Raw genomic sequence first — 17,832 nt, forward strand, 5'->3', positions numbered from 1 at the left:
CTTGCTCGTTGTGGGTCCTAGCACGCGCTGCGCAGAGTAGCTGTGAAGGTCGTCACAATCCCTAGCGTGCGTTAAATCCAACTTATGGGAATAGCGACAGGGCACCGAACTTCGCGGGCATTGTCAAACAGCTAGGGGTAGTAACAGACGCGGCAGCTCGCGTTCTCGCGGCACGGACGCGCCCGAGTCGTGCTGGTATTCGTGTCCCTCACGATCGGAGGGCGCAGGGAAGACCAGGAGCTCGCCGCCCCCATGGCCCCCGTGCGGAAGAGATGCACGGGGCAGGAACCACAGGTTTGGCTGGGACATCCCGGCCTTCCCTGCACGATGGTCTGACGGCTTATACGTGCTCTCCCCGGGGACCGGCTGTCTTGCCCCCGTTTTCGCCACAATGCACACACGCATCGGACACGGCATCAGCGTCGGGATGCCAGGACCACACGATTTCGCCGTACGCGCCGCGTTGTTCGTCTGCGTGTCTACTTCTGAGCATGATCTCGTCAGAAAGCTGTGGCGCAATGTGCGTCAACGCTCTCCGGTTCCGAATCATGCTCCACGCTGCAACGTCGACACGTCCACCGCATCCCGCTCCCCACGTTCGTGACGACCGCGAAACGTCCCTCTCGATCGGGAACAGGACATGGCTAAGAGAGCATGAATTCTGAAAAAAAGAAAGAAGAATTTGTTAACGGGAAGAACTGGACAAGGGTGATCGGCTTGAAAGTCTTCACGAAACAAGTTTCCTGGCGCAGCGGAATCCTGGTCGCGCCAAGGCTTCCGACGGGGCAGTCAGCGTCGGCGGCGAGCATCTCTCCCCGGCTGATTTGCCCGTCGGGTCGTGTGCGCGGGGTTCTCGCTTGGACGAGCCCCGAGCTGGTAGCGTAAAGTCAGAGTCTCGGTAGAATCGATATGCGCGGTCACGTCATCAGCCAGCGAATCACATCTTTGTCGTGCAGCACGGAGCAGCCGCTGCGTCGGCCTGCCGGCGTGCTGCGCGCGCGCCGCACCTTGCTGCTGTCCTGCGTCGTCGTCGGTCTGACGGCGAATGGCGCCTTCGCGGCGGACGGGACGGTTGCCGCGAAGCCGGCTGCCACGGAGCAGGCCGCACGCGAGGTCGCCTCGCCAGCGCCTCAGCCGCAAAAGGCAGACGCCTCGAAAGCCGAGCCGCAGAAGGCGGACGTGAAGGCCGAACCGCAGAAGGCCGAACCGCAGAAGGCCGAGCCGCAAAAGACGGAGTCCCAAAAGGCAGAACCGGAGACGGTGGGACGTCCGGCGGAGGCCCAGGCGCCCGCGCCCAAGCTGGTCGTTCCGTCGACCGAGCCTGCGAAGCCTGTCGCGGCCGAGCGCAAGCCCGACACGAACAAGCCCGATACCAGGACGGCTGCGCGCGAGACCAAGGACGGCAAGAACCTCACCGTCCCGCAGCGGATGCTGCCGCCTGACGTGGCGCAGATGATCGGGCGCAAGATCTGGCTCAACGAGGCCGGTGGCCGGCGCGACGCGATCACCTCATGGAATGCGGGCGAGGAATTTGCCTCGCTGGGCATCGGTCACTTCATCTGGTACCCGACCACCGCGAAGCCGCCTTATGAAGAAGGCTTCCCCGGGCTGGTCGCATTCCTGCGCAAGGGCAAGACGCCGCTGCCGGCGTGGCTCGACAAGAATCCGATCCCGGCCTGTCCGTGGACCAGCCGGGCCGACTTCAAGCGCAATTTCAATTCGCCGCAGATGAAGCAGCTGCGCCAGTTCCTGCTCGACACGATGGCCGAGCAGACCCAGTTCCTGGTCGCGCGCGCGCAGGGCGCCATGGACAAGATCCTCGCCAACACGCCTGATGGTGCCGAGCGCGAGCACATCGTCGCGCAATATTCGCGCGTCGTGCGGGCGTCGGAGGATCTGTATCCGCTGATCGACTACATCAACTTCAAGGGTGAGGGCACCAACCCTTCGGAGACGGCGGTCGACAAGGAGACCGGGCAGCGCCAGGGCTGGGGCCTGAAGCAGGTGCTGCTCAAGATGAACGGCACAACGACGGAGCCGAAAGCGGTGCTCGCCGAATATTCCGACGCGGTGCAGGTCGTGCTGCAGCAGCGCGTCCGCAATCTGCCGTCCAACCGCGTCTGGGAAGCCGGCTGGCTGCGCCGCGCGGAGACCTACCGCCGTCCGATCGCGCAACTTGACCAGGCCCCCGAACGCGCGCCGCGCAAATCGTCGCGCTACCGCGCGGACAATTCGGCGTTCTGATCGGCGCGCGATTGTGACGCGGCATTCGCCGCGTCCACGTCGTCAAGCTCAGCTTCGGCCCGCAGCGGCCTTCCTGTCGGCGACCAGCTTCTGGCAGGCCGCTCGCCGACGCTCGGTGGCGAACTGACGAGGGGCCTGCCTGTCTCGAGCGCCTCAGCGCGCGCCCCTCCGTCGCGCGCGTCCTCGCCGAGGCCGAGTCTGATGTCCACCTGTTCCCGCGCGAGCCCGGCTGAGCGCGCCGCTTCCCGAAAAAAAATTGCACGGCTTCTGTCGGTGGCCAGGATTGCCGCTCGTCTTGATGAGGAGAGCAGGGGGACCTGCCGCAGCATCAGGGAGAACGAACCATGCGGTTCATGGTGATCGTGAAGGCAACGCAGGACTCGGAAGCGGGCGTGCTGCCGACCTCAGAGGAATTCGCCGAGATGGGCCGGTTCAACGAGGGGCTGATCAAGGCCGGCATGATGGAGACGGGCGAGGGCCTGCATCCGACCGCCAGGGGCGCGCGGATCGATTTTTCCGGCGGCGAGGCTCGCGTCGCGCACGGTCCGTTCAAGGACACGGGCGACCTCGTCGGCGGCTACTGGATCATCAAGGCGGATTCGCTCGACCAGGTGATCGAGGCCATGACGCGCGCGCCGTTTCCGAGCGGCCAGCTTGAGATTCGGCGGATCTATGCGGCGGAGGATTTCGGCGAGGCGCTCGCGCCCGAGCTGCGCGCGCAGGAGGATCGGCTGCGGGCGCTCGCGGCGAACGGCTGACGCGTCGGGCTATCGGACGAGGAGCAGACGCGATGCGATTCATGATGCTGATGATCCCGCTCGGCTATGAGAGCGCGCCGCCGGACGTGAAGCTCGATCCAGAACGGGTCGCGGCGATGATGCGCTACAACGAGGCGCTCAAGGCGGCCGGTGTGCTGATCACGCTGGAAGGCCTGCATCCGCCGTCGATGGGCGCGCGGGTGTCATTCCCCGGCGGCAAGCCTGTCGTCACCGATGGTCCGTTCGCCGAGGCCAAGGAGGTGCTCGGCGGCTTCTGGATGATCGAGGTCGGCTCGCGCGAGGAGGCGATCGCCTGGGCCAAGCAATGCCCGGCGTCCGACAACGAGATCATCGAGATCCGCCAGGTGCAGGAGATGGCTGACTTCTCCGACGATGTGCAGCAGGCGCTCGCCGGCTTCGCCGAGCTGCCGCATGCGGGATGTGCCTGATCCAATCAGTTCAAGAGGGAGGGAAGTGCCATGAGCGACAACCACAACACCTATCTCGCCGTGTTTCTCGGCAGCAAGACGAGTCCGGCCTGGAAGGAATGGGACGCGCTGCCGGAGGCCGAGCGCAATGCGAGGGGACGGCAGGGCATGACGGCCTGGCAAGGCTGGGTCGAGCAGCACAAGGATGCGATCGTCGCGATGGGCGGGACGCTCGGCAAGACCAAGCGGGTGGACAAGGCCGGGATCAACGACATCGCCAACGAGATGGGCGCGTTCACGGTGGTCCGCGCCGCCTCGCACGAGGATGCGGCGAAGATGTTCGAGGGCCATCCTCATTTTGCGATCTTCCCCGGCGAGCGCGTCGAGATCATGCCGGTGCTGCCGATCCCGGGTGGTTAGGTCGCGTCGTTAGGCGTTGGCCGCAATCGTGGTTGCGGTGAGCCCCGCTGCCACCCTCCCCTGGAGGGGGAGGGTCGGCTCGGATCCGCGCAGCGGAGGCGAGCCGGGGTGGGGTGACAGACGATCGGCATCCTCGGTGCTGATGGTCGACGGGTCCTTTAGTCGTCGTCCGTTGACCCCACGCTGACCTCGCCCCGGGGCTCACCCCACCCCGCTCGCCCGCTGCGCGGGCGATCGACCCTCCCCCTCAAGGGGAGGGTGGCGGCTGCGTGTGCCCGTGAGCGCCCAAAAGTCTCTGGCCTCTTTCGCCCCGGCTCATGTAAAAGCCCTTCACATGAGCTGGCGCAAGGAGCAGCGCCGCGCCGAGCGCGGCTATCATCACGGCAACCTCAAGGAGGCGCTGCTGCAGGCGGCGCTCGACCTGATCGCGCAAAAGGGAGCCGCGGGCTTCACCTTCGCCGATGCGGCGCGGATGGCGGGCGTCAGCCCGGCCGCGCCGTATCGCCATTTCCGTGATCGGGATGAGCTGCTGTCGAGCATCGCGCAGCGCGGCTTCGAGCAGTTCGAGGCTCGGCTGTCGGCCGCCTGGGATGATGGCCGGCCCGACACGGTCACGGCGTTCGAGCGCGTCGGCAAGGCCTATCTCGCCTTCGCCCGCGAGGAGCCGGCATTCTACTCGGCGATGTTCGAATCCGGCGTGCCGGCGGATTCGACGCCGGGTCTGCTCGCCGCCGGCGACAGCGCGTTCGGCGTGATCCGTGCCGCCGCCGAGCGGCTGGCGGCGCTCGCGCCACCCGGCGTGCCCCGACCGCCGGCGATGATGATGGCGCTGCATATCTGGTCGATGGCGCATGGCATCGCGTCGCTGTTCGCGCGTGGCGACGCGGCGCGCCGCAAGCTGCCGATGTCGCCGGAGGAGCTGCTCGAAGCCGAGGTGCTGATCTATCTGCGCGGGCTCGGCTTCAGCACCGATCGCCAGACCGCCGCCAAGCCCGAGCCCCCGCCGCTGCCGGATGACGACAAGCCGGCGGGCCCGTGGGGCCGGGCGAAATAAGGTTCAACGCAGCGTCAAAAATAATCCGGGCGGCGCGTCAGGCGGCCGCCTTGACAAAATCACGGATTGAGCTAGCTATGTAAATGTTATTTACATTCACACGGCATGGCGCCGCGAATGGAGAGGGAGATGGCCTACACCGCAGATGTCAATCGATGGCGCGGTTCGGAGGAGGAGCAAAGGTATCGGCCCCATATGATGGAGTCGCCCTGGCATCCCGGCTGGATCGCGGTGACCGTGCTCGGCTTCATCATCTGGTGGCCGATCGGACTTGCCCTTCTCTTTTTCACACTCGGGAGCAGAAAGATGGCGTGCTGGAACGGGAGCGACCGCTGGTCGAACAAGATGGAGCGGATGCAGTGGAAGATGGACCGCATGCGCGACAAGATGGAGCGCCGCGGCTTCGGTTTCGGCTTCTCGCAGCCGTCGTCGAGCGGCAACCGCGCGTTCGATGAGTACCGCATGGAGACGCTGCGCCGGCTCGAGGAGGAGCAGCAGGAGTTCCGTGACTTCCTGACCCGCCTGCGTCACGCCAAGGACAAGGAAGAGTTCGACGCCTTCATGGCGCAGCACAAACCCCGTCCGGCGACGCCGCCGAACGACCAGCCCCAGAGCTGATCCTGAAGGGCTGATCACTCAAGCGCTGATCGACCGATCCTGACGCCGCAGGGCTTTCAGCCCCCGCCCTGACGGCACGAGACGCCCGCCCGCGATCCCGCTGGCGGGCGTCTTGCGTTCCGGGATACCGCCCGGATGCGGCAGGTCGCCGCTGCCATGCGCCGACCGAACGCCTGCGGAACTCGCAAGGGACTGATCACAAAGGCTCTATCTGGCTGTCCCGGCTCGCCCTTTGACCTCCGCAAAACTCCGCGGTAACCCCGCCTTAACCCCGGAGGGGGTTTGGTTAAGGGGCGCTTACGGGCGCCGAGCCCTTGTTTTGACACGTTGGCAGAGGAAGCAGGCCACATATGGCTTCGGCGGGCCTCTTAAAGCGATCAGTTCAGGGCTTTCTTGCGTAGGCGCTTAGCGCCGCGGCGGCATTCGGCGTGGAACGGCGGATGCATGGTCCCGGGTGTCCCGGGCTGTTGGTTGAGAGGATACTGCGGATGGAAGGCGACTTCTCCCTGATCGCGCTGTTCTGGCAGGCGCATTGGGTCGTGAAGGGCGTGATGCTCGGCCTCATCACCTGCTCGGTCTGGGTGTGGGCGATCGCGATCGACAAGCTGTTCCTCTATTCCCGGACGCGCCGCTCGATGGACCGCTTCGAGCAGGCGTTCTGGTCCGGCGAGTCGATCGAGGAGCTCTATCGGGTGCTGTCCGCCAAGCCGACGCAGTCGATGGCGGCGTGCTTCGTCGCCGCAATGCGCGAGTGGAAGCGGTCGTTCGAGGGCCATGCGCGGTCGTTTGCGGGCCTGCAAATGCGCATTGAAAAAGTCATGAACGTCTCGATCGCGCGCGAGGTCGAGCGGCTGGAGCGGCGCCTGCTGGTGCTCGCCACGGTCGGTTCCGCCGGCCCCTTCGTTGGCCTGTTCGGCACCGTCTGGGGCATCATGACGAGCTTCCAGGCCATCGCCGGCTCCAAGAACACTTCGCTGGCGGTGGTCGCGCCGGGCATCGCGGAGGCGCTGTTCGCCACGGCGATCGGCCTGATCGCGGCCATTCCGGCGACGATTTTCTACAACAAGTTCTCCTCGGAGGTGAACCGGCAGGCGCAGCGCCTGGAGGGCTTCGCAGATGAATTTTCCGCCATCCTGTCCCGTCAGATCGACGAGCGGGGATGAGGGCGGGTATAATGGCGACCGGATCGTGAGTATCGCAGCATGGGCATGAGCATGGGCAGCGCGTCCGGCGGCGGTGGTCGTCGCGGTCGGCGCAAGGCACCGGTGATGGCGGAGATCAACGTCACGCCGATGGTCGACGTCATGCTGGTGCTGCTGATCATCTTCATGGTCGCGGCGCCCTTGCTCACCGTGAACATCCAGGTCGATTTGCCGCAGGCGCAGGGCGGCTCGGCCTCGACGGCCGACGCCAAGCCGCCGCTCGAGGTCACCGTGAAGAAGACCGGCGGCGGCTGCGCCTCCAAGGTCGACGTTTATATTGGTGACTCGCCGATCGGCATCAACGAGCTCGGTCCGAAGATCAAGGCGATGAAGGAGGCGGCTGCCGGCGGCGGCGACAACGTCGTCAAGATCCGCGGGGACCGCGATGCCTGCTACTCCGACATGATGAAGGTGCTGGGCATGGCGCGCGACGCCGGCTATCGCGCCAGCATCGTCGTGCTGCCGGAACAGGGCTCATGACGGCAAAGGACCTCATCCGGTTCGTTCGCACGCGCAAGGGCACGGTTCTTTCCGTGGCCTTGCATGTGCTCGTGCTGGGCTGGGGTCTGTTCAGCTTCTCCGCGCGCTCGATGGTGGCGCCGCCAGAGGATCTGGTGCCGGTCGACGTGATCTCCGAGGACAACACCTCGAAGGCCAAGGCCGGCTCGCTCGCCGGCAAGAAGGAATCGCAGAAGCTGCTCGCCGACAAGATCGGCGAGAAGAAGCCGACCGAGGACATCGTCGGCAAGGTCGACACCAAGCAGGTCACCGAGACCGACGCCGCGCCGGAGCCGAAGCCCAAGCCGGAGAAGCCGGTCGAGAAGAAGCCCGACCCGCCAAAGCCGGTCGAGAAGCAGCCGGATACGCCTAAGCCCGTGGCTGAGAAGAAGCCGGATCCGCCGAAGCCTCTGCCCGCTGAAAAGCCGAAGCCGGAAGAGAAGAAGCCTGATCCGTTCAACCCGGACCAGATCGCGAGCGTGCTGAACAAGGACAAGCCGAAGCAGCCGCCGAAGCCGCAGCAGACTGCGGCCGCGACGCCCGAGCCGCCGAAGCACAAGAGCGAGCGCAAGTTCGACGCCGAGAAGATGGCGAGCTTGATCAATCAGAAGGACCCGACACGGCAGGCGGTGACGGGGGCGGAGCTGAACGCCAACGCGGCGCTGGGCGCAGTGCATGGAACAGCGGAGGCCAACGCCGCGAGCTGGCAGAATGCGTTCCAGCAGGCGGTCATCCGCTGCTTCAATGCGCCCTATAGCGGCGTCGATGAAGACAAGATCGAGGTCGATATCGACATCCAACTCCGTCCGGACGGCTCGCTGGCCGCAATCCCCTCGGTGGTTGGAACGCGAGGACCGTCACAGGTGAGCGTGGCGGTGGCGGAGAATGCCAAGCGCGCGGTCGAGAACTGTGCGCCCTACGCGTTTCTGCCGAAGAACCGGTACAACGAGTGGAAGTTGATCCCGACGACATTCAATCTAAAAATGATGAATTCGATGCGAGGCCGAACTTGACGACACCTCCGAAGCGCACGACAGGATTTTTCACGCGGCGCGAGCTGTTGCTGACCGGAGGCGCCGCAATGGCTGCCCTGGGCGCAGGCCCTGCGCTGGCGCAACAGCAGGGCCGTCTGCCGATCGGCCCGAGCGAATTCAAGCCGATCCCGATCGCGATTCCGCCATTCGTTGCCGGCGGTGTGGGGGATGCCGATGTCGGCAATGGCATCGCGCAGGTGATTACCAACAATTTCAAGCGCAGCGGATTGTTCGCGCCGGTCGACCCGGCCGCGTTTCCCGAGCGCATCAGCAATTTCGAGGCGCCGCCGCAATTCGCGAGTTGGAAGCCGCTCGATCTGCGCGGTCTGGTCACCGGCCGTGCGACGCGTCAGTCGGACGGACGGTTGAAGGCCGAGTTTCGGCTGTGGGACCCGAATTCAGGCCAGCAGCTCACCGGCCAGCAATATGTCACGGCGCCGGAATATTGGCGGCGTATTGCCCATATCATCTCGGACCAGATCTACACGCAGATGACCGGCGAAAAGGGCTATTTCGACAGCCGTGTCGTGTTCGTCGACGAGAGCGGCCCGTCGGACCGGCGCGTTAAGCGGCTCGCGCTGATGGATCAGGACGGCGCCAATGTCCGCTATCTCACCCGCGGCGCCGACCTCGTGCTGACGCCGCGGTTCTCGCCGTCGAGCCAGGAAATCACCTACATGGAGTTCGGGCAGGGCGACCCGAAGGTCTATCTGTTCAACATCGAGACCGGTCAGCGCGAGATCGTCGGCAACTTCCCAGGCATGTCGTTCTCACCGCGCTTCTCGCCCGACGGCCAGCGCATCATCCTGAGCCTGCAGCAGGGCGGCAACTCCAATTTGTTCGTGATGGATCTGCGCTCGCGCACCACCACACGGCTCACCGACACGCCGGCGATCGATACTTCGCCGTGCTATTCGCCGGACGGCAGCCAGATCTGCTTTGAGAGCGACCGCGGCGGCAAGCCGCAGATCTACGTGATGTCGGCGAGCGGCGGCAACGCGCAGCGCATCTCGTTCGGCGAAGGCAGCTACTCGACGCCGGTGTGGTCGCCGCGCGGCGACTACATCGCGTTCACCAAGCAGGGCGGCGGACAGTTCGCAATCGGCATCATGAAGACCGACGGCTCCGGCGAGCGCATTCTCACCTCGGGCTTCCACAACGAAGGCCCGACCTTTGCGCCGAATGGCCGCGTGCTGATGTTCTTCCGCGATCCCGGCGGCACCGCCGGCCCGTCGCTGTATTCGATCGACGTCTCCGGCCGCTTCGAGCAGAAGGTGCCGACGCCCGGCTTCGCGTCGGACCCGGCCTGGTCGCCGCTGCTGTCGTGAGGCCGGCAAGCGCCGCTGCTGTCGCACGCCGGCAATAGACTGCGTTTTTAATCAGTCCCTGACGCGTTGGGCGTCAGGGGGGGGATAAAGGTGCATCGATGCTGACGCGCCGTCATGTCGTCACCGCCCTCGGCTCGCTCGCGGTCCAATCGGCAGCGATCAACGGAGCGCCGGCACAAAATGCTCGGCGCTTCTTCCCTGTGCTGCAGGAGCAGGAGCCGATCCTGGTCGCCGTGGTCCCCTTTACCGGGACGCAGGCCGGCGAGAGTCTGGCCGCGCGCCTGAGCCAAGTGATCGAGGACGATCTCACCAGCTGTCGGCTGTTCAGGTTGGTCGATCCAGCCGCGTCGCGCGCAAGCCCTCTCGATTTCGACGCTGTCCCGCCGGCCAAGAGCCTGCAGGCCCTGCATGCGGATGCCGTCGTCGTCGGGCGTGTCAAAGAACTCGATGACGGCCGCATCTCGGTCGAGTTCAGGCTGTGGGCTGCGCGGTCAGGCTATCAGCTTGCCGGCCAACGTTACGCCGCCCCACGCGATGGCGGGAGGCGTGTCGCGCACATCGTCGCGGATCAGATCTATCAGCGCCTGCTCGGCGACAAAGGCTATTTCGACAGCCGCATTGCGTTCATCGAAGGTGAGGGCGGCCAGCGCCGTCCGGGCCGGCTCGTCGTGATGGACCGGGACGGCGCTAATTCGACTCACCTGACGTCCTATGGCGCAGCGATGTGGCCGCGATTTTCGTCGGTTGGCAATGAGATCGGCTATCTCCAATGGGAGGCGGGCGCCCAGCGCCTCGCGCTGCTCAATCTCGTCACCGGCCAAAGCGAGATCCTGGGCAGGCTGCCCGGTCTGTCAGTGTCGCCGCCGGGCTTTTCGCCTGATGGCAAGCGCATGGCGGTCAGCATCGCGCAGGACGGACGCGCCAGCCTGTTCGCGATCGACCTGGATTCGAAGAGCTTCACTCGGCTCACGGAAGCGCCGGCGAGCGATGTCTCGCCGTACTACGCACCGGACGGCAGCCGGGTCTGTTTCACCAGCAACCGTGACGGTGCGCCGGAGATCTACGTCATGCCAGCTCATGGCGGCGAGGCGCGACGCATCTCGTCCGGCGGGGGCGGTTACTCAACGCCGATATGGTCGCCGGCCGGCGACGCGATCGCTTTCACTAGGCGGATCGACGGTCAGGTTGCGATCGGAATCATGAAGACGGACGGCTCGGGCGAGCGCATTCTCGCCTCCGGCGTCGATCATGAGGAATGCCCGACCTTCGCGCCGAATGGCCGCACATTGATGTTCTCCCGGGAGTCCGGCGCCAATGCCGGTCCGTCGCTCTACACGATCGACGTCTCCGGCCGCTTCGAGCAGAAGGTGCCGACGCCGGGCTACGCCTCGGACCCGGCGTGGTCGCCGCTGCTGTCGTGAGGCCGACGCGCGCTCGATCAGGGCCGCTCACGCCGTGGTGGACGTGATTTTTTGAGTCGCGCGATGCGTGTTTTCGGAGAAAATGGAACCATTCGTTGCAGGAGCCCGGTAGTGTTTGCCTAGTTCGCTGAATTCGCGGCGGTTTTCGTGCCTTCCTGCGCTGCGGCAACGCTCCGCTAACGATGTTCGCTCAGAAAGACTTCACTTGCGAACGGTAATGTTGCGCACCGAACAGGACGCGTGCGCACGAATGCAGCTTGCCAGCCAGAACCGAGACGACGATCGAAGATTGTCGCCCGCCATCCAGGCGGCTCTCGTCGACTCTCTCTTCCAGGATCCCGGCCCGATGTTCGCCGGCGCGCTGTGTGCCGCCGTCGCTGCCGTGATGACCGCGATCAAGAGCGGCGATGTCAATTTGTGGCCGTGCGCGGTGATGCTGATCGTTGCCGGCGGGCTCCGCTCGCTCGATATGCGCTACTATCGGCATCTCTGCGACAGCGGGCGGCTGACCCCGGAGGCGGTCGCGCGCTGGGAGATCCGCTACCAGATCGGCGCGATGTTGTACGCACTCGTGCTCGGCATCTGGTGCGTGGTGGCCGTGGTCGACAATGATGACGCCGTCGTGCACCTGATCGCGATCTCCGTCACGCTCTGCTACATGTCGGCGGGCGCGGGCCGGACCTACGGCCGTCCCTGGATCTTCCATGTCCAGATCCTGCTCGCTTGCGGTCCGCTGGCGCTGGCGCTCGCGCTGCACGGCAGTCCTTACTACATGGGGATGGCCGCTTTCTGCGTGCTGTTCTTCATGTCGCTGAAGCACATCTCGACGAACCTGCAGCGGATCTTCGTCCAGGCCTTCGTGGCGCGCGAAGGCGAGGCTGCGCTCGCCAAGCAGTTCGACACCGCGCTCAACAACATGCCGCACGGGCTGTGCATGTTCCGCCCGGACGGACGGCTCGCCGTGATGAATCACCGCTTCGGCGAGATGATGAGCCTGCCCGAGGATATCCTGCAGCGCGGCGGCAAGGCCGCCGACATCATCAATGCCTGCGTCATCTCCGGCGCGCTCTCTGCCTCGAGCGGCCGGATGATCCTGTCGGAGATCGAGCACACCAAGACCCACAACATCATCACCAGCGATCCCGACGTCGTGCGCGACCGCTCGCTGTCCTGGACCTTCCAGCCGATGGCCGATGGCGGCGCGGTGGTTCTGCTCGAGGACATCACCGAGCGTCAGCACGCCGAGGCCCGGATCTCGCATCTCGCACGCTATGACGAGCTGACGACCTTGCCGAACCGCGTCAGCTTCCGCGACGAGATCGAGCGCCTGCTCAAGATCCCGCAACGCCACGGCGAGCTCTCGGCATTGCTGTTCGTCGACCTCGACCGCTTCAAGCAGGTGAACGATACGCTGGGCCATCCCTGCGGCGACCAGCTGCTCTGCGCGGTCTCCGAACGGCTGCGCGACATGCTGCGTCCGGAGGATTTCGTCGCCCGCTTCGGCGGCGACGAATTCGTCGTCTACCAGCGCAATATTCGCTCCAACGACGATGCCGCCATCCTGGCGCGCCGCATCGTCGATCAGCTCAGCGAGCGCTACAAGATCGACAATCATCTGGTCGAGATCGGCGCCAGCGTCGGCATCGCCATGACCGCGCCTGGGATCAGCGCCGACACGCTGCTCAAGAATGCCGACATGGCGCTGTATCGCGCCAAGGCCGAGGGCAGGGGCACCTTCTGCTTCTTCCGCGACGAGCTCGCCCAGACCGTGGAAGCGCGCCGCATCCTCGAGCTCGATTTGCGCAAGGCGCTGGCGAACGAGGAGTTCGAGCTGTTCTATCAGCCGCTGGTCAATCTGAAGTCCGGCAAGATCTCGACCTGCGAGGCGCTCTTGCGCTGGAATCATCCGGTGCGCGGCACGGTCTCTCCCGTCGATATCATTCCGGTCGCCGAGGACATGGGCCTGATCGTCGATCTCGGCCGCTGGATCCTGCGCAAGGCGTGCCTGGAATGCATGAAGTGGCCGGACGCGGTGAGCGTCGCGGTCAACTTCTCGCCGCAGCAGTTTCATCAGCGCGACGTGCTGAGCGAGGTTCGCTACGCGCTCGAAGTCTCGGGCCTGCCGCCGCATCGCCTGGAGATCGAGATCACCGAATCCTCGCTGTTGCGCAACACGCAGCTGACCCACGATGTGCTGTCGCAGCTCCACATGCTCGGCGTGCGCATCTCGCTCGACGATTTCGGCACCGGCTATTCCAGCCTCAGCTATCTGCACAACTTCCCGCTGGAGAAGGTCAAGATCGACCGCTCCTTCCTGGAGGGCATCGACAGCGACCGGCCGCTGACCCTGCTGCGCGGCGTCGCCCGCCTGTCGGCCGATCTCGGCATGTCCGTGGTGGTCGAGGGCATCGAGACCAACGAGCAGCTCGAGCTGATCAGCGTCGACGGCACCGTAACCGAGGCGCAAGGCTATCTGTTCAGCCGGCCCGTGCCCGCCGTGCGGATTCGCCAGCTCCTGAACGCCTCGCATGGCCGCCGGGCGGCCGAGGAGCCGATGGCCGCCATCGTCGCCACGCGCTCGATCGCCTGAGCGGTGCCCTGATCTGCTCGCATGGCTTGGTTCATAGCCATGCAATACAACCGTACGTCGTATCAGGACCGTGCAGGACGAGCGTATACCACGCGCTTTCGTTTCGAATTGATACGTAGTTGATCCGAAGCGAGCCTTCGCGGCCTGACAACTACCTGTGTAAGTCACGGTTGTGGCACCGGGATTCTACGTGCCGTTAACTCTGTACCGCCGAAAGCTTTGCTTCCCCGTTAACGCGCTGTTAATCTCAATCCTGCTCGTAAGGGTTGTGTGAAAAGGGGTTGCGAATGAAGTCGGCGGCTAGAGTGACTGCCGTTGCCGAACAGAAGTCGGATGCGCTGGAGAACGTGGACTATCGGCTGGCTCTGACCGCTGAAGACAAGGATGAGATCTATCGCCTGCGCTATCGCGCCTATTTGCGCGAAGGGGCCATCCTCCCATCGGCCAGCGAACGCGTCACCGATGAATATGACGATCTGCCCAACAGCTTCATCTTCGGTGTCTATGTGAATGGCGAGCTGTACAGCTCGATCCGCATCAGCGTGCTGAACTCGCAATGGCGCAAGTCGCTGTCGGCCGACATGTTCGCGGACCTGCTGCATCCCGAGCTCGACCGCGGCAAGGTCATCATCGATCCCACCCGCTTTGTCGCCGACCACGAGAAGGCGCGTCTGTTTCCGGCGCTGCCCTATGTGACCGTTCGTCTCGGCTATGTCGCTTGCGCTCATTTCAACGCCGACATCGGTCTTGCCAATGTCAGGCCCGAGCACCGCGCGTTCTACAAGAAGGTGTTCCTGCAGGAACCCTGGGGCGAGCCGCGGCTGTATTCCGGCCTGACCAAGCCCGTCGGCCTGGTCGCCGCGCACTACCCCTCGATCCGCGATCGCGTGTTCCAGCGTTTTCCGTTCATGCGATCCAGCGCCTTCGAGCGCCGCATGCTGTTCGTCCGGCCGTCACCCGACGCGTTCACTGATTCGTTCAGCATTCCCCAGGTCGCCAAAGCGGGCTGATCGCCCACACCGTTTCAAGCGTCTCCGGCCGTTCGGCCGGCGCTTGCTGTGGCGTTGCCGCAAAAATCAGCGAAAAAGCGCCCTGCTGCAGGCCGCCGGCCGCTTGCCTTCACCCTGGCGCCACATTTACAACCCATTAACCATCGCGGTCGCTTTTTCGGGTTTCGTTAGCATTTGACGGGGTTCGGCAAGACCCCATCAAGGTTGACGGAACGTTCGCTTAACCATCGCCCTGTAGACCGGATGGCAGTCTAAGAACGTGAGCGTGGAGGCTCCCGGAATGAAATATCAGATGCGTATCCTCCAGGGATTGAAGTTGGCTGCCGTGTTCGCGGTCGCGCTGTCGATGGGCGCCTGCGCCAACAAGAATCTCACCGGGGCCGACGGGGCGATGGCCAGCGCTGCGACTCCAGGCAGCCAGCAGGACTTCGTGGTGAACGTCGGCGATCGCGTGTTCTTCGAGAGCGATCAGACCGACCTGACCCCGCAGGCGATCGCGACCCTGGAGAAGCAGGCGCAGTGGCTGCAGAGCTATCCGCGCTACAGCTTCACGATCGAGGGCCATGCCGACGAGCGCGGCACCCGCGAGTACAACATCGCCCTCGGCGCGCGCCGTGCCCAGTCCGTGCGTAACTTCCTGGTCTCGCGCGGCATCGATCAGGGCCGCATGCGCACGATCTCCTACGGCAAGGAGCGGCCCGTCGCGGTCTGTAACGACATCTCGTGCTGGTCGCAGAACCGCCGCGCGGTCACGGTGCTGAACGCCAGTTCATAAAGCTGAACGAATAGCTCGTTCATGAAGCCGGCGTCGGAGATCGACGCCGGCTTCATGTTTTTGTCTTCGCTTGAACGTCATTTGTCTCTATTGCGGTTCTGACGTAGAGCCTCGCTCGCAGGGCTATTATTTCAACCTCTCGCCGATCCGGTCGTCAGGGCAGCATGTCATTCATGTTTCTTTCCAGGAGCGCCGCCGCAGGTCTCGCGGCGCTCGTCGTTGTCTCGTGCCAGATGTTGTCGTGGCAGGCATTCGCTCAGGTCGATGACGATCCGGAGATCCGGATCCAGCGGCTGGAAAATCAGCTGCGCCAGCTCACCGGCCAGAACGAGGAGCTGCAATATCGCAACCGCCAGCTCGAGGAGCGGCTGCGGCAGATGCAGAGCGGAGCGCCGCCGGCGGCAGCGCCCGCGGCCCAGCCGAGTGCGTCCGTGCCGCCGCCGACGCAGCTCTCTCCCGGTTACGGGCAGCAGGCCCAGCCGGCCTATGGCCAGCCGCAACCCGCGCAACAGCAGGCCTATCCGCAGCAGCAGCCTGGCTATCCGCCGCAGCAGCCGACCTATGCCCAGCCGCCGGTCGCAGCCCCTGCCCCGATCGTGCAGGACCAGCCGGCGCCTGGCGTCGGCGGGCGGCGGCGCGGTGATGCGTTCGATCCGAACCAGAATCCGAATGCGCCGGGCGCTCCGCAGGCGCTGGGCGGCGGCCAACTGCCGATGCAGCCGGGCGGTCAGCCGCCCCGTCCCGTTGCCGATCCCGCGACGCTCGCCAACTCCGGCGGCGGCCGCTATCCGCAAGGCGCGCCGCCGGCTGCGGCCGGCGCCGGTGGCCTTGCGACAGCGCCGCCGACCCAGACGCCGCGCGACGAATATGATCTCGGCATCGGCTACATCCAGCGCCGCGACTATGCCCTCGCCGAGCAGACGATGCGCAACTTCTCGCAGAAATATCCGAACGATCCGATGGTCGGCGATGCGCAATACTGGCTCGGAGAGAGCCTGTATCTGCGCCAGCAATATCGCGATGCCGCCGAGATCTTTCTCGCGGTGACGACCAAGTACACCAAATCGTCGAAGGCTCCCGATGCGCTGCTGCGCCTCGGCCAGTCGCTCGCGGCGCTGAAGGAGAAGGAGGCGGCCTGTGCCGCCTTCGGCGAGGTCACGCGCAAATATCCCAAGGCATCGGCCGGGGTGAAGGCGACGGTCGACCGCGAGCAGAAGCGGGTGAAGTGCTGAGCGCGGCCACGTTTGCGACCCGGCTGATTCGATCCTGAGCTCCGGTGTCACGCCGGAGTTTGTTGTTCCGCCGTGGCGCGCTTAGAATCGGTGGTCATGGCAGCCGATAGGACCGTGCAGGACAAAGCGTCAGAGCAGGGTGAGCCGATCTCCGCCAGCGAGGCCGAGCGCCTGCTCGCGCCGCTTGCGGCCGCGCCGGCTCTGGTACTTGCCGTCTCCGGTGGTCCGGACTCGATGGCCTTGATGTGGCTGGCAGCGCGCTGGCGCGCCGCGCTCACGGATGGGCCTCGCCTCGTCGCGGTGACCGTCGATCACGGTCTGCGTCCCGAGGCCGGACGCGAGGCGCGCATGGTCAAGGCGGTCGCGCGCCAGCTCGGGCTGCCGCACCGGACGTTGCGTTGGACCGACGACAAGCCCGCGACCGGCCTCCCCGAGGCGGCACGCCTGGCGCGCTATCATCTGTTGGCGCGCGCCGCGCGGCAGGCCGGGGCCAGCCATGTCGTCACCGCCCACACCCGCGACGACCAGGCCGAGACCGTGCTGATGCGGCTGCTGCGCGGCAGCGGCCTCGCCGGGCTCGCGGCCATGGCGACGCTCAGCGCGCGCGAGGGGCTACTGCTGGTGCGACCGCTGCTGGATGTGCCGAAGGCGCGTCTCGTCGCGACGCTTCGGTCGGAAGGAATCGCATTTGCCGACGATCCGACCAACCATGATCCCACCTATACGCGGCCGCGGCTGCGCGCGCTGATGCCGGCTCTGGCGGCCGAGGGCGGCGATGCGCGGACGCTGGCGACACTGGCAGCGCGGCTCGGACGCGCCAATGCGGCCATCGACCTGATGGTCGACGGCGCCGAGAAGTACCTTGCACTGCAAGCAGCCGCTGGCCCCGCGGGGGCGAGCCCGGAGCCCGGCCAAACCTTCGAGCCGCGCGCCTTTGTCGCACTCCCGGCGGAAATCAAGCTGAGGCTGCTGATGCGCGCCATCGACCGCATTGGAACCGAAGGGCCGGTGGAACTCGCTAAGGCCGAGGCGTTGCTCGATCGTCTGGACCGGACTCTTGCGGGGATCGCAGATGGTGGTAGGTCTGGGCCGGACAGGCTAAAACAAACCCTGGCTGGTGCGCTGGTAAGCATGACCAGCAAGGCCATCCGCATCACGCCCGCGCCGCCTCGGCGATCGCGTCGGACTTGAGGCGGACGAAGCCTTCGCTGACCCTTAAC

Annotated in this window: 16 protein-coding genes; all 16 read left to right on the plus strand. The window is 65.4% G+C overall.

All coding sequences use genetic code 11. The features are described from left to right. The first annotated feature begins 909 nt into the window (after nucleotides 1-909). Nucleotides 910-2,244 (plus strand): hypothetical protein, encoded by a 1,335-nt coding sequence (locus tag ACVILH_RS12115; protein ID WP_456713087.1) that lies wholly within the window; start codon nucleotides 910-912, stop codon nucleotides 2,242-2,244. A gap of 344 nt (nucleotides 2,245-2,588) precedes the next feature. Then, nucleotides 2,589-3,002 (plus strand): YciI family protein, encoded by a 414-nt coding sequence (locus ACVILH_RS12120; RefSeq protein WP_456713088.1) that lies wholly within the window; start codon nucleotides 2,589-2,591, stop codon nucleotides 3,000-3,002. A gap of 32 nt (nucleotides 3,003-3,034) precedes the next feature. Next, the gene (locus tag ACVILH_RS12125; protein ID WP_456713089.1) at nucleotides 3,035-3,451 is read left to right on the plus strand and encodes a YciI family protein; all 417 of its coding nucleotides are present in this window, start codon (nucleotides 3,035-3,037) and stop codon (nucleotides 3,449-3,451) included. 30 nt (nucleotides 3,452-3,481) lie between these two features. Continuing rightward, on the plus strand, nucleotides 3,482-3,850 hold the full coding sequence (locus ACVILH_RS12130; protein WP_456713090.1) for a hypothetical protein: 369 nt from the start codon (nucleotides 3,482-3,484) through the stop codon (nucleotides 3,848-3,850). Nucleotides 3,851-4,184: 334 nt separating this feature from the next. Next, entirely contained in the window at nucleotides 4,185-4,904 is a 720-nt protein-coding gene (locus tag ACVILH_RS12135; protein WP_456713091.1) for a TetR/AcrR family transcriptional regulator, read from the plus strand. Between the two features lie 129 nt (nucleotides 4,905-5,033). After that, nucleotides 5,034-5,522 carry a DUF2852 domain-containing protein gene (locus tag ACVILH_RS12140; RefSeq protein WP_456713092.1) on the plus strand — a complete coding sequence of 163 codons (489 nt, stop codon included), beginning with the start codon at nucleotides 5,034-5,036 and terminating at the stop codon, nucleotides 5,520-5,522. Nucleotides 5,523-6,010: 488 nt separating this feature from the next. Further along, nucleotides 6,011-6,685 carry a protein TolQ gene (gene tolQ, locus ACVILH_RS12145; protein ID WP_050886856.1) on the plus strand — a complete coding sequence of 225 codons (675 nt, stop codon included), beginning with the start codon at nucleotides 6,011-6,013 and terminating at the stop codon, nucleotides 6,683-6,685. 39 nt (nucleotides 6,686-6,724) lie between these two features. Then, nucleotides 6,725-7,204, plus strand: coding sequence for an ExbD/TolR family protein (locus tag ACVILH_RS12150; RefSeq protein ID WP_456713093.1), 480 nt, complete (start codon nucleotides 6,725-6,727; stop codon nucleotides 7,202-7,204). Continuing rightward, nucleotides 7,201-8,235: a cell envelope integrity protein TolA gene (locus ACVILH_RS12155; protein ID WP_456713094.1), complete on the plus strand. Its 1,035-nt coding sequence runs from the start codon at nucleotides 7,201-7,203 to the stop codon at nucleotides 8,233-8,235. Before ACVILH_RS12150 ends, ACVILH_RS12155 begins: the two co-directional genes overlap by 4 nt. 68 nt (nucleotides 8,236-8,303) lie before the next feature. Further along, nucleotides 8,304-9,584: a Tol-Pal system beta propeller repeat protein TolB gene (gene tolB / locus ACVILH_RS12160; RefSeq protein ID WP_456713095.1), complete on the plus strand. Its 1,281-nt coding sequence runs from the start codon at nucleotides 8,304-8,306 to the stop codon at nucleotides 9,582-9,584. A gap of 98 nt (nucleotides 9,585-9,682) precedes the next feature. Next, the gene (gene tolB, locus ACVILH_RS12165; RefSeq protein ID WP_456713096.1) at nucleotides 9,683-11,005 is read left to right on the plus strand and encodes a Tol-Pal system protein TolB; all 1,323 of its coding nucleotides are present in this window, start codon (nucleotides 9,683-9,685) and stop codon (nucleotides 11,003-11,005) included. Between the two features lie 250 nt (nucleotides 11,006-11,255). Beyond that, entirely contained in the window at nucleotides 11,256-13,595 is a 2,340-nt protein-coding gene (locus ACVILH_RS12170) for a putative bifunctional diguanylate cyclase/phosphodiesterase (protein WP_456713097.1), read from the plus strand. Between the two features lie 287 nt (nucleotides 13,596-13,882). Further along, nucleotides 13,883-14,605 carry an N-acyl amino acid synthase FeeM domain-containing protein gene (locus ACVILH_RS12175; RefSeq protein WP_456713098.1) on the plus strand — a complete coding sequence of 241 codons (723 nt, stop codon included), beginning with the start codon at nucleotides 13,883-13,885 and terminating at the stop codon, nucleotides 14,603-14,605. Between the two features lie 280 nt (nucleotides 14,606-14,885). Further along, nucleotides 14,886-15,380 carry a peptidoglycan-associated lipoprotein Pal gene (gene pal / locus ACVILH_RS12180; protein ID WP_006612227.1) on the plus strand — a complete coding sequence of 165 codons (495 nt, stop codon included), beginning with the start codon at nucleotides 14,886-14,888 and terminating at the stop codon, nucleotides 15,378-15,380. Between the two features lie 173 nt (nucleotides 15,381-15,553). Next, nucleotides 15,554-16,612, plus strand: coding sequence for a tol-pal system protein YbgF (ybgF, locus tag ACVILH_RS12185; RefSeq protein WP_456713099.1), 1,059 nt, complete (start codon nucleotides 15,554-15,556; stop codon nucleotides 16,610-16,612). Nucleotides 16,613-16,708: 96 nt separating this feature from the next. After that, nucleotides 16,709-17,803 (plus strand): tRNA lysidine(34) synthetase TilS, encoded by a 1,095-nt coding sequence (tilS, locus tag ACVILH_RS12190; protein ID WP_456716958.1) that lies wholly within the window; start codon nucleotides 16,709-16,711, stop codon nucleotides 17,801-17,803. Nucleotides 17,804-17,832 lie beyond the last annotated feature (29 nt).

This window comes from Bradyrhizobium sp. USDA 4353 (assembly GCF_054063215.1).

Excerpts from the sequence above, each read along its gene's own strand:
- ACVILH_RS12115 (WP_456713087.1), top strand. The coding sequence starts at position 910 with ATGCGCGGTCACGTCATCAGCCAGCGAATCACATCTTTGTCGTGCAGC.
- ACVILH_RS12120 (WP_456713088.1), top strand. The coding sequence starts at position 2,589 with ATGCGGTTCATGGTGATCGTGAAGGCAACGCAGGACTCGGAAGCGGGC.
- ACVILH_RS12125 (WP_456713089.1), top strand. The coding sequence starts at position 3,035 with ATGCGATTCATGATGCTGATGATCCCGCTCGGCTATGAGAGCGCGCCG.
- ACVILH_RS12130 (WP_456713090.1), top strand. The coding sequence starts at position 3,482 with ATGAGCGACAACCACAACACCTATCTCGCCGTGTTTCTCGGCAGCAAG.
- ACVILH_RS12135 (WP_456713091.1), top strand. The coding sequence starts at position 4,185 with ATGAGCTGGCGCAAGGAGCAGCGCCGCGCCGAGCGCGGCTATCATCAC.
- ACVILH_RS12140 (WP_456713092.1), top strand. The coding sequence starts at position 5,034 with ATGGCCTACACCGCAGATGTCAATCGATGGCGCGGTTCGGAGGAGGAG.
- tolQ (WP_050886856.1), top strand. The coding sequence starts at position 6,011 with ATGGAAGGCGACTTCTCCCTGATCGCGCTGTTCTGGCAGGCGCATTGG.
- ACVILH_RS12150 (WP_456713093.1), top strand. The coding sequence starts at position 6,725 with ATGGGCATGAGCATGGGCAGCGCGTCCGGCGGCGGTGGTCGTCGCGGT.
- ACVILH_RS12155 (WP_456713094.1), top strand. The coding sequence starts at position 7,201 with ATGACGGCAAAGGACCTCATCCGGTTCGTTCGCACGCGCAAGGGCACG.
- tolB (WP_456713095.1), top strand. The coding sequence starts at position 8,304 with ATGGCTGCCCTGGGCGCAGGCCCTGCGCTGGCGCAACAGCAGGGCCGT.
- tolB (WP_456713096.1), top strand. The coding sequence starts at position 9,683 with ATGCTGACGCGCCGTCATGTCGTCACCGCCCTCGGCTCGCTCGCGGTC.
- ACVILH_RS12170 (WP_456713097.1), top strand. The coding sequence starts at position 11,256 with ATGCAGCTTGCCAGCCAGAACCGAGACGACGATCGAAGATTGTCGCCC.
- ACVILH_RS12175 (WP_456713098.1), top strand. The coding sequence starts at position 13,883 with ATGAAGTCGGCGGCTAGAGTGACTGCCGTTGCCGAACAGAAGTCGGAT.
- pal (WP_006612227.1), top strand. The coding sequence starts at position 14,886 with ATGAAATATCAGATGCGTATCCTCCAGGGATTGAAGTTGGCTGCCGTG.
- ybgF (WP_456713099.1), top strand. The coding sequence starts at position 15,554 with ATGTTTCTTTCCAGGAGCGCCGCCGCAGGTCTCGCGGCGCTCGTCGTT.
- tilS (WP_456716958.1), top strand. The coding sequence starts at position 16,709 with ATGGCAGCCGATAGGACCGTGCAGGACAAAGCGTCAGAGCAGGGTGAG.